The 11,425-nt window shown below is 53.8% G+C and carries 12 protein-coding genes and 1 riboswitch; all 12 genes read right to left on the bottom strand.

From position 1 onward, the window contains the following. A partial coding sequence (metK, locus tag ACML7B_RS04715; RefSeq protein ID WP_418539490.1) for a methionine adenosyltransferase occupies positions 1-1,042 on the bottom strand: 1,042 nt, incomplete at its 3' end. 112 nt (positions 1,043-1,154) lie between these two features. Next, a riboswitch (SAM riboswitch) is annotated at positions 1,155-1,254 on the bottom strand. Positions 1,255-1,376: 122 nt separating this feature from the next. Further along, positions 1,377-2,555: an MFS transporter gene (locus tag ACML7B_RS04720; protein WP_418539491.1), complete on the bottom strand. Its 1,179-nt coding sequence runs from the start codon at positions 2,553-2,555 to the stop codon at positions 1,377-1,379. A gap of 82 nt (positions 2,556-2,637) precedes the next feature. Beyond that, positions 2,638-3,930, bottom strand: coding sequence for a UDP-N-acetylglucosamine 1-carboxyvinyltransferase (locus ACML7B_RS04725; RefSeq protein ID WP_418539492.1), 1,293 nt, complete (start codon positions 3,928-3,930; stop codon positions 2,638-2,640). A 133-nt stretch (positions 3,931-4,063) separates the two neighbouring features. Next, complete coding sequence (locus ACML7B_RS04730) at positions 4,064-4,564, bottom strand: shikimate kinase (protein ID WP_418539493.1); 501 nt, start codon at positions 4,562-4,564, stop codon at positions 4,064-4,066. 42 nt (positions 4,565-4,606) lie between these two features. Next, positions 4,607-5,011 carry a hypothetical protein gene (locus ACML7B_RS04735; protein ID WP_418539494.1) on the bottom strand — a complete coding sequence of 135 codons (405 nt, stop codon included), beginning with the start codon at positions 5,009-5,011 and terminating at the stop codon, positions 4,607-4,609. Positions 5,012-5,133: 122 nt separating this feature from the next. Beyond that, the gene (locus ACML7B_RS04740; protein WP_418539495.1) at positions 5,134-5,793 is read right to left on the bottom strand and encodes a V-type ATP synthase subunit D; all 660 of its coding nucleotides are present in this window, start codon (positions 5,791-5,793) and stop codon (positions 5,134-5,136) included. Between the two features lie 12 nt (positions 5,794-5,805). After that, entirely contained in the window at positions 5,806-7,179 is a 1,374-nt protein-coding gene (locus ACML7B_RS04745; protein WP_106789623.1) for a V-type ATP synthase subunit B, read from the bottom strand. Continuing rightward, positions 7,179-8,948 carry a V-type ATP synthase subunit A gene (locus tag ACML7B_RS04750; RefSeq protein WP_418539496.1) on the bottom strand — a complete coding sequence of 590 codons (1,770 nt, stop codon included), beginning with the start codon at positions 8,946-8,948 and terminating at the stop codon, positions 7,179-7,181. Before ACML7B_RS04750 ends, ACML7B_RS04745 begins: the two co-directional genes overlap by 1 nt. A 29-nt stretch (positions 8,949-8,977) precedes the next feature. Then, complete coding sequence (locus tag ACML7B_RS04755) at positions 8,978-9,295, bottom strand: V-type ATP synthase subunit F (protein ID WP_418539497.1); 318 nt, start codon at positions 9,293-9,295, stop codon at positions 8,978-8,980. Further along, a complete protein-coding gene (locus ACML7B_RS04760) occupies positions 9,288-10,256 on the bottom strand; it encodes a V0D/AC39 family V-type ATPase subunit (RefSeq protein ID WP_418539498.1) in 969 nt (322 codons plus the stop codon). The genes ACML7B_RS04755 and ACML7B_RS04760 overlap by 8 nt, the downstream gene beginning before the upstream one ends. An 18-nt stretch (positions 10,257-10,274) precedes the next feature. Next, on the bottom strand, positions 10,275-10,874 hold the full coding sequence (locus ACML7B_RS04765) for a V-type ATP synthase subunit E (protein WP_346707518.1): 600 nt from the start codon (positions 10,872-10,874) through the stop codon (positions 10,275-10,277). 30 nt (positions 10,875-10,904) lie between these two features. Further along, complete coding sequence (locus tag ACML7B_RS04770) at positions 10,905-11,390, bottom strand: V-type ATP synthase subunit K (RefSeq protein WP_418539499.1); 486 nt, start codon at positions 11,388-11,390, stop codon at positions 10,905-10,907. Between the last annotated feature and the right edge of the window lie 35 nt (positions 11,391-11,425).

Consider the following 11,425-nt stretch of genomic DNA (forward strand, 5'->3'; position numbering starts at 1 on the left):
GGTCGAAGACCTTCTCCACAGCCTGCTCGATCTTCTCGTCAGCCACGACGCCGGTGCCGAAGGTATCCACCATGATGGACGTAGGATGGGCCACGCCGATGGCGTAGGACAGCTGGATCTCACATTTCCCCGCAAGTCCTGCCGCCACAATATTCTTGGCCACATACCGGGCCGCGTAGGCCGCGGAACGGTCCACCTTGGTACAGTCCTTACCGGAGAAGGCGCCGCCGCCGTGGCGCGCCATGCCGCCGTAAGTGTCTACGATCAGCTTCCGGCCAGTAAGGCCACTGTCCCCGTGAGGACCGCCGATCACAAACCGTCCCGTAGGATTGATGAAATACTTGGTCCGCTCATCCGCCATCCCCTCCGGGATCACCGCGTCGATCACATATTTGCGCATATCCGCGTGGATCTGCTCCTGGGTCACGTCCGGATCATGCTGGGTAGAAAGCACCACCGTATCCACCCGGGCGGGAACTCCATTTTCATCATACTCGATGGTCACCTGGGTCTTGCCGTCCGGCCGCAGATAAGGAAGGGTCCCGTCTTTTCTCACCTGGGCCAGCTTCCGCGCCATCTTCTGGGCCAGAGCGATGGGATAGGGCATGAATTCCGGCGTCTCGTCGGAAGCGTAACCAAACATCATTCCCTGGTCGCCGGCGCCGATGGCCCCCAGCTCCTCATCTGACATCTTATTCTCCTTTGCCTCCAGGGCCTTGTCCACACCCAGGGCAATATCCTCAGACTGCTCGTCGATGGCCACGATCACCCCGCAGGTGTCCGCGTCAAACCCAAATTTCCCTCTGGTATAACCGATATCACGCACTGTGTCCCGGACGATCTTCTGGATGTCCACATAGGCCTGGGTGGTGATCTCACCCATCACCAGCACCATTCCCGTGGTGGTGCAGGTCTCGCAGGCCACACGGCTCATAGGATCCTGCTCCATCAGGGCGTCCAGGATCGCGTCCGAGATCTGGTCGCACATCTTGTCCGGGTGTCCCTCCGTCACTGATTCTGAAGTAAATAAACGTCTCTCCATCTGTTCCATTCTCCTCACTTTCCGCATTCTTTCTCCGCTCCGACCGGTATCCATGATCGAAAAAACAGCCCGCATAAGCGGACTGTTTATAGTTCTGACATTATAACCAATCCTCTTATTGTTCGATCGCTCGCTCAGGTTGGCACCTTCCCGCTCCCGGGGGTTGCCGCAGCTTCCCAGATCCTTTGTATCTCCACTGCTCTGAATAAGAGAAAGTTGCTGTATTAGATTTTCATGTACGGATGAGACTATACACCCTTTTGTGCAATTTGTCAATGGGGACGTGGTATTTTTAAAAATACCACGTCCCAGATTGAAAATACCCTGTCCCTTTTTAGAAAAACCGTGTCCCCACCAGGCCGATCACGCAGGCCACGCCTGCTGCCACAAAGGACGCCTCCAGCCCCAGGCCGTCCAGCAGATAGGGGCACAGGATTGATGCGATCCCGTATCCGATCATCACTGCCCCGTAGTTGATCCCCTGATATTTCAGGCCAAAATGATCGGAGACCACCACCGGAAACACGCTGACCACTCCGCCGTACACCAGGCACACCACGGAGATCAGCAGAATGAAAATGCCGCCTCTTGCCGCTACCAGACCGACCACAGCTACCGCCACGGCAAGGTACATGCCCCGGATGACCGCCTTTCTTCCTACCCGGTCTGACAGCCAGGGCATAGCGAACCGGCCGATGATATTGGCCACAGACGCCAGGGTTACCCCCAGGAGCGCCTCCGCGCCTGTCAGCCCCCGCTCCATCCCCAGGGATTTCATCAACGGATTCACCAGAACATAAGCCGGAACCGCCAGCGCCATGGTAAGGCTGATGGTATAGTAAGTCCTGGTCCGCAGCATTTCCCCGGTCCGGTACTGCTTTACACAAGACTCAACCTCGGTTCCCACGCTTACCGGATCCAGACCCTCCGATCTCATATCATCCGGCCTGTCCTCCACGAAAAATCCGCCCAGGCAGAGCACTCCATAAATGGCCGTTATGGTCAGCATGGCAAACCGGTATCCGTGGCCTGCCAGCAGAAAATCACAGAAAGGATTCATGATGATCCCTGAGACGCCTACAACGCCCACGGTGATTCCCGACACCAGCCCCCGCTTCTCGGGAAACCACTGGAGGGGCACTGCCGTCAGCATACTGAAGGCGCAGCCGGATCCAAGTCCTCCCAGCGCCCCATACCCCAGGGAGATCAGCCAGGGCATATCATAGGGCGCGATCCCCGCAAGGCCGAACCCAGCGCACATCAACGCGCTCCCTGCCAGGATCGTCCACTTCGCCCCTATCTTTTGCTGCAGCCATCCTCCCAGCATATTGCCCAAAGCAAAGATCCCGATGATAATAGTAAACGGCTGGCTGGAGGCCGCGTCGGAAAGATGAAATTCTTTTTTCACATAAGGCTGAAACACCGTCCATATGTAAGGATTCCCGTGCACAAAGTTGACAACAGACGCAATTATAAGAATCCAGTACCGCTTCTTGTCTCCCCCTTGTTTCATTTTAAAATCCTCCTGTATACCAATTGGGGACGTGGTATTTTTAAAAATACCACGTCCCCAATTAAAAATACCCTGTCCCTTTTTAACCAACCTTCAGCTTGAACTTCTGGATCTCTTTCTCTGTAGACACTTTCTCGATCAGCGCGCCGATGCTGCGCAGCTTCTCTTCGAATCTCTCATATCCTCTCTGGATATAGACGATATCGTCCACAATGGTGATCCCTTCTGTGGCCAGCCCGGCGATACAAAGCGCGGCTCCAGCCCGCAGGTCCGGAGCGCTGACTCTCGCCCCTGACAGCGCTTTCACGCCTTCGATGGTGGCGGAATTGCCTTCCACCTTCACATTGGCTCCCATTCTGGCCAGTTCGTCCAGATATTTAAACCGGTTTTCGAAAATACTCTCTGTGATCACGCTGGTTCCTCTGCAAAGCGCCAGCGTTACGCCGATCTGAGGCTGCATGTCTGTCGGGAATCCCGGATAGGGAAGAGTCTTCACATGAGTGCTCTTCAGATCTCCCTTGGACACAACCCGCACTGCGTCGTCAAATTCCTCTACCTCACAGCCGATCTCCACCAGCTTTGCCACGGTGGCCTCCAGATGTTTGGGAATTACGTTCAGGACTGTTACATCCCCTCTGGTAGCCGCTGCTGCGAACATAAAGGTTCCCGCCTCGATCTGATCCGGAATTACCGAATACTCGGTACGGTGCAGAGTCTTCACTCCGCGGATCTTGATCACGTCGGTTCCCGCGCCGCGGATATTTGCACCCATGCTGTTCAGGAAGTTGGCCACGTCCACTACATGAGGTTCTTTAGCCACGTTCTCCAGGATGGTGGTCCCTTCCGCCATGGCCGCCGCCATCATCACGTTGATGGTAGCCCCCACGCTGACCACGTCAAAATAAATGTGGCTTCCGATCAGCCGCTCTGCATCAGCAATGATCTTGCCGTGCTCAATCTCCACTTCCGCTCCCAGCGCCCGGAATCCTTTCAGATGCTGGTCGATGGGACGGCTTCCGATATTGCAGCCTCCCGGAAGGGCAACCTCCGCCCTCTTATATTTCCCAAGAAGCGCTCCCAGAAGATAATAGGAAGCCCGAATCTTCTTGATATAGTCATATTCAATATTAAAATCTGTAACCCCTCTGCCATTAATGGCAACCGTATGCCGGTTTACCCGATGTACAGAAGCGCCGATCCCCTGGATCGCGTCCAGAAGCACGTTAATATCATTTACATCCGGCAGATTCTCAATATGAACGGTCTCGTCCGTCATGATTCCCGCCGCAAGGATCGCCAGCGCCGCGTTCTTCGCCCCGCCGATCTCCACCTCTCCTACCAGCGGATGTCCGCCTTTGATAATATACTGCTCCATATCACACCTCAATAATTCCTTCGATATTACTCTCTCACATTCCAAACGTTTTATTCGTATTCTACGATATTATATCATAGAATTCCACTTTGTAAAACATTTTTTACAATCACGTAATCATTCTGTAATATTTTTACGATTCCCGAAGGGTTTTCAGCACTTTTTCGATCATTTCATCCAAATGGAGCCCATCCTCACAGACAGTAATATCCGCATACTTTTCAAACAATTCCACCCGTTCATCATACAATTCCTTCAGCGTCTGCCCGTCTCCCAGGACAACTCCCCTGCCCCGGACATTTTTAAGCCTGCGGCTGATGGTCTCAAAGGAAGCCTTAAGGTAAAGCACCTTTCCGATCTTTTTAAAATGCTTCATGGCGTTCTCACAGTAAACTACGCTCCCGCCCGGAGAGATCACAGTCCGCTCCACGTGAAGCCCGGCATTCACCTGATCCTCCACCTCCAGGAACCCCTGGATCCCTCTCTCCGCGATAATATCTTTCAGAAGCTTTCCTTCCTTCTCCTGGATCAGAAGATCCACATCTACAAACTGATAGCCCAGACGCTTCGCGATGATCACGCCGATGGTACTCTTCCCCGCAGCCGGCATGCCGATCAAAATGATGTTGTCCATCCGCAAGTATACTCCTTCATCTGTATTTCTCAGCCTATTCTATCATATCCTCTCTGGTACGTCCACCGGGAAGGCCGTCTCTCCCGCCCCCATATAAAATGTCTTCCGATACCGCCGGTACTCGGCCCGCCGCTGGCACAGCTCCTGGCAGACCATCACCTGGGCCAGATCCCGGAACCACTGCCCCGGCTCTTCCTCCCCCTCTTTTGCCCGTTCACAGATCCTTTTGCACATCAGACGCAGCTGGAGCTGGTCCGGATACTCGTCGTAGATCATACTCCCGTTGTACATCAGCCGGTCGCATTCTTCCTCCACAAAAGGCATCAATCTCTTTGCCGCATCCGGATAAATGCTTTTCATATAATCGTAATCTTCTCTTGCTTTCCTCACATCGTCCACGCCAAAGGGCTCCTGATAAACCATATAGAAAGGCAGTCTCTCCTTCATCTACCTGCACCTCGGAAAAAATATCTACTTTAACTATATGCCCTCCCCCCGAAAATGTGCTCCGGCCAACCACAAAACGGCAGCCGCATCAAGTGCGGCCGCCGCATGTTTCTTCTGCTTTCCTAAGCCCGTTCACTATAGTGATGGGCCTCCTCCAGCATCATATCTTTCACCTTCATCAGACGGATCTGAGAGCTTCTCTCATTCTCGTCCAGCTTCATGGTGATATACTTAATGGTCTCCTGCGCCTCCGGTATGATCACGTGCTCCAGCGCATTAACACGACGTCTGGTCTTCTCGATCTCCGCCGCCATCAGCTGGCACGCTTTCTCCGTCTCTGCAAGCTTCAACATATCCGGCAGGATGTCCGCCAGAGATTTCACCGCCCCGTCCAGGTCGCTGGAAGTGAACGCGAAACCATAAGAATAAATGTCGTTGGCGTCCGCGGTCCTTGTCTTGGTCTCAAAGGCCGGGATATTGACACTCATTACATTTTTCTTGCCGACTCCCAGGCTGACTTCCTGTTTGGGCGCCATCAAAGCCGTATTCAACGTGGCTTCATCCATTCCGGCTTTGGCGATGACAAAGTTCTTATTTGCAGAGCGGATCCCGGCTTCTACCTTCTTGCGCAGCTCCATATTCTCCCGCGCCATGTCCAGGAACTGACGCATCAACTCGTCACGTTTATCCTTGAGAAGCTTGTGGCCCCTCCTGGCTGTGGCCAGTTTCCGCTTGGTCCTGGTCAGTTCCATACGGGTAGGAGTGATCTGCGTAGATGCCATATCGCCACCCCCTTATTGTTTACCGTAGTACATGTCTAAGAACTTATCATCGATACGTTTCAGCTCGGATCTTGGCAGGATGGAAAGAAGCTTCCAGCCGATCTCCAGCGTCTCTTCGATGGACCGGTCCGTATTGTATCCCTGGTTTACATACTCCTTCTCGAATGCGTCCGCGAACTGGGCGTAGATCAGGTCGATCTCTGTCAGCGCCGCCTCTCCTAAGATGGTCATCAGTTCCTTTGCATCCTTACCACGGGAATACGCCGCGAACAACTGGTTCATGGTATTGGAGTGGTCAGCTCTCGTCTTACCCTCGCCGATACCTTTGTCCTTCAGACGGGACAGGGACGGCAGTACGTCAATCGGCGGCTGAATTCCTCTCCGGTACAGATCACGGCCCAGGATTACCTGACCCTCTGTAATATATCCGGTAAGGTCCGGGATAGGATGGGTCTTGTCGTCTTCCGGCATGGTCAGGATCGGGATCATGGTGATACTTCCGATCTTGCCTCTCTGACGGCCTGCGCGCTCATACATCTGCGCCAGGTCAGTGTACATGTATCCAGGGTATCCACGACGTCCGGGAACCTCTTTCTTCGCCGCGGAGATCTCACGGAGAGCGTCCGCGTAGTTTGTAATATCAGTAAGGATTACCAGTACGTGCATATCCTTCTCAAACGCCAGATACTCTGCCGCCGTCAGCGCCATACGAGGCGTGGAGATACGCTCTACCGCCGGGTCATTTGCCAGGTTGACAAACAATACGGTACGGTCAATGGCGCCTGTCTCCTTGAAGGATTCTACGAAGAAGTTGGACTCTTCAAATGTAATACCCATTGCCGCGAATACAACGGCGAAGTTCTCATCTTTGCCAAGTACCTTCGCCTGTCTTGCAATCTGCGCCGCCAGCTGATTGTGGGGCAGACCGGAACAGGAGAAGATCGGCAGTTTCTGTCCACGAACCAGTGTGTTCAGTCCGTCGATAGCGGACACACCGGTCTGGATAAACTCAGACGGGTATACACGGGCCGCCGGGTTCATAGGCAGACCGTTGATATCTCGTCTCTCCTCCGGAAGGATCTCCGGCCCGTCATCAATGGGACGTCCCAGTCCGTCGAAGACACGGCCCAGCATGTCGCCGGATACGCCCAGCTCCATACTCCGTCCCAGGAAACGTACTTTACTGTTGCTTAAGTTGATGCCGGCAGCATTTTCGTAGAGCTGTACAACCACATTGTCTCCGTCTACTTCCAACACTTTGCACCGGCGCTTCTCGCCGTTGGCAAGCTCGATCTCGCCCAGCTCGTCAAAGGCTACGCCCTCAACTCCTTTTACCATCATCAGCGGTCCGGCAACTTCCTGTATGGTTCTATATTCCTTTGGCATTAGAAGTCCTCCTTTCCGAACGCGCCCGCGATTTCCGCGTCAAGTTCATTCATGATCTTCTCATACTCCGTCTCGATCTGGTCTACCGTGGTGTATTTATAACGGCCGATCCGCTCTCTGACTTCCATTCCAAGAAGCGCCCGCATAGAAGCGCCGCCGCTTAAGGCTTCCTGCGCTTTCTCATAGAAGGCCAGCACCAGCTTCATCATCAGGTACTGCTTGCGAAGCGGCGTGTAGGTATCCACCTCGTGGAAGGAGTTCTGGTGCAGGAAGTCCTCACGGATGGATCTGGCAGCCTCCATCTTCAGCCGGTCTGCCGGCGACAGGGCGTCCATACCAACCATCTGCACGATCTCTTCCAGTTCCGCCTCGTCCTGCAGAAGGCTCATCATCTTCTGCCGGTCTTCCATCCAGTCCGGAGCCACTTCCTTGTTGAACCATCCGCTTACATTGTCCAGATACAGAGAGTAGCTGGTCAGCCAGTTGATGGCCGGGAAATGTCTCTTGTACGCCAGGTTGGAATCCAGTCCCCAGAATACCTTCACGATACGAAGGGTTGCCTGGGATACGGGCTCAGATGTATCACCACCCGGAGGAGACACGGCTCCGATTACAGACAGGGAACCTTCTCTTCCGTCTTTGCCAAGGGAGATCACATGTCCGGCTCTCTCATAGAACTCTGCCAGACGGGATCCTAAGTATGCCGGGTAACCTTCCTCACCAGGCATCTCTTCCAGACGTCCGGACATCTCTCGAAGGGCCTCTGCCCAACGGGAGGTGGAGTCTGCCATCAGGGCTACCGAGTAACCCATGTCACGGAAATACTCCGCGATAGTGATTCCTGTATAAATAGAAGCCTCACGGGCTGCAAACGGCATATCCGACGTATTGGCGATCAGCACCGTCCTCTCCATCAGGGAACGCCCGGTCTTGGGGTCCTTCAGTTCCGGGAACTCGTTCAGAACGTCGGTCATCTCATTTCCACGCTCGCCACATCCGATGTATACCACGATGTCGGCCTCCGCCCATTTCGCCAGCTGATGCTGGATTACGGTCTTGCCGCTTCCGAAAGGCCCGGGAACTGCTGCCACACCGCCCTTGGCGATGGGGAAGAAGGTATCGACTACGCGCTGTCCGGTTACCAGCGGCACATCCAGGGGCAGCTTCTTTACATAGGGCCGTCCCCGTCTTACCGGCCACTTCTGTACCATGGTCAGCTCTTTGTCCCCGTCTTTGGTCTCGATCACAGCGATCACGTCTTCCACGGTATGCTCGCCGGAAGCGATCTCTTTCACTTTTCCTTCCACTCCGTAGGGAACCATGATCTTCTGCTGTACGATCTCAGTTTCCTGGACAGTTCCCAGCACGTCGCCGGCTTCCACTTCGTCACCGATCTTCGCCACCGGAACAAAGTCCCACTTCTTATCCCGCTTCAGGGCAGCTACTTCAACACCCCGCTGCAGGTTATTTCCCGAGATCTCCATAATATCGTCAAGGGGTCGCTGGATCCCGTCGTAAATGCTGGAGATCAGGCCAGGCCCAAGCTCTACCGACATAGGCGCCCCGGTAGATTCTACCGGCTCGCCGGGTCCCAGTCCCGAGGTCTCCTCGTATACCTGGATGGACGCCTCGTCCCCGTGCATCTCGATGATCTCTCCGATCAGACGCTGCTTACTTACACGTACAACGTCGGACATGTTCGCGTCCCGCATTCCGGAGGCGATGACCAGCGGTCCCGCTACTTTTTTTATCGTACCTATACTACTCATAATGGACGAATCACCTCTACTTTCCTTTCCTAGTTACTGAACAGGATATCGGAACCAACCGCCTGTTCCACCGATTTCTTCACGCCCTGCACGCCGTCTCCGGTGTTCCCGGATACACCCGGGATCTGGATGATGGCGGGAAGGATCTGTCCCTGATATCTTGTCATCTCATGCTTTAATTCCGCCGCCAGCGCCTCCGTGATATAGATGATCCCATATCCCTCGGCCGCAAGCTGATGTAATCTTTCTCCGGCTTCCTCCTGGGCTGTCACAGGAAATGTATCCAGACCCAGCGCGGCGAAGCCATAGATACTGTCATAATCGCCCAACACTGCTATCTTATACATACATCTCCCTTACCCTTTCCCGGATCGACTCTTCCGGCAGATCGTTCTGTTTTCCGGAAAGTATGATCCGTACCGTCTTGATCTCATTCTGTCTCGCAATTACATAGGCGATCACAGGACCTATGGTAAATGCGTTATATTTTTGAGGACTGATCGTCTCAATAATACGGTTGTCGCACCAGCGTTCAAACGCGGACGGTGACTCCGCCAGCGCCTCCGCTCCTCCTGCGTAGGTCGTTCCCATCAGGTATTCCCTGAGGGCGTCCGTCCCGGCAAGAGCCGCTCTGGACAGGCGCTCCACATCGATGCTGTCACATTCAGCCATTGCCCGCCGCATGAACTCCGCTGATTTCGCGGTCTTCTGTGAACGTACGGCGATCTTGATATCCGCCACAGCTACGGTAGACTCCGCGTAATCCCGAATGATCTCTGCTTTTGCGGACTTTCCTGCCTGATAGATGGCATCAAGCGCCGCCCGGTCGATGATACAGTCGCACAGCTGTCCGTCTCCGGTGTGCAGCAGCGAGTCGTAGGCTTCCTGGGCCGCTTCCCGCATATTCTCCGGCAGACTGGCGAAATCTTTTTCTTTCACGATTTCCTTCATGGCTTCCCCGGGAATCGAGACATCTTCATAGTAGATATGCCGCCCGCCGTCTTCCGTACACACCTCTTTGATCGCTGCCTTCAGATTGTGGAAAAGCTTGGAGTAAGAAAGTACGTCAAAATTCTCCATATCTACAGACAACTCTCTTACCAGTTCCCAGATCTTCTCCTCTTCTCTGGTCAGCATTGCTTCCGCGTCACCGCTGGTCTCACTGTCGCCCCAGCCTTTTTCCTCCAGAAACTGCAGACACTGCTTATAATTCTGGCAGGCGATCAGCTGATCGATGGTGCTGTTAGAAAACAGCGCCACCTCCAGGGCACGTATCCGCGCAACCGCATAGGTATATTGTTCAGCCATTTTACTCCTCCTATCTGGTTACGCCTGCGAAAATATTAAATGATTTACCTTATCAGCCAGCTCATCTCGTTTTGCTTCAAACATCGCTTTCAGCGTACAATTCTCTTCGACGCCTCCATAGACCAGGACAAAACCGTTGGGGATATCCCTGGTTTCCCGGGACACTTTCAGACTTCCTCCTTTTCCGGCGGCAATCTCCCCGGCCTGCTCCTCAAATCCGGAAGGCAGTCTCTCCAGGTCCTTCGCAGAAAAACAGATCTCTCCGTCCTGCGCCAGCGCATATTTCCCGACCAGCTTCAGCAGCATGGAAAAATACTCGTCCTTCTCCATGGTTGAAACTTTTTCATATGCCTTATCCAGAACTTCCGCGATCACCGCCTGCTTTGCTTCCAGGATCCTGGAACGCTTCTGCAGATCCATCGATGATGCGGCCCGCTCCTTGTAATTGGCAACTTCTGCCTCTGATTTCCGGGAGATGCTTTCCGCTTCCCTCGCGGCCTCTGTCCGGGCCGCCTGGATCAGCTCTTCAGCCTGCGCTTTTGCTTCGGCAACTTTTACGTCAGCCGCTTTTCCCGCTTCATCCAGGATCTGGCTTTTCATCTTCTCTAATCCAGTCATAAGCCTTCGCACTCCTTTATTTTCTCATTTCTAAACCTGAATCGCAGTAACACCAAGGATAGAGATCAGAAGAGAAAGGATCGCGTAGGTCTCAACCATCGCCGGGAACAGCATGGCTTTACCAAACTGATCCGGTTTCTTCGCAACAATACCGATCGCCGCTACGGCTGTTCTTCCCTGATGTTTCGCAGATACCAGGCCCACGATGGCAACCGGCAGGCATGCTACCAGGATCAGAAGACCGGTCCGGACATCCAGATCAGCCGGGGATCCGCCCAGAAGACCAATCTTGGAAAGGGTGATAAATGCAACCAGCAGTCCGTAGATTCCCTGTGTACCAGGCAGAAGCTGGATGATCAGAACCTTCGCGAATTTGGAAGGATCTTCCGTAACAACGCCTGATGCCGCCTGTCCGGCGATACCAACACCGTGAGCGGAACCCATGCCCGCCAGGATAACTGCCAGTGCCGCTCCAAGTAATGCATAAACCAGTCCTAAATTCTCGATAATACCCATTATAAATTTTCCTCCTTAATATCTACATATTTTGT

The sequence above is a fragment of the Massilistercora timonensis genome (assembly GCF_048354975.1).
In the GTDB taxonomy this organism is placed as follows: domain Bacteria; phylum Bacillota; class Clostridia; order Lachnospirales; family Lachnospiraceae; genus Massilistercora; species Massilistercora timonensis.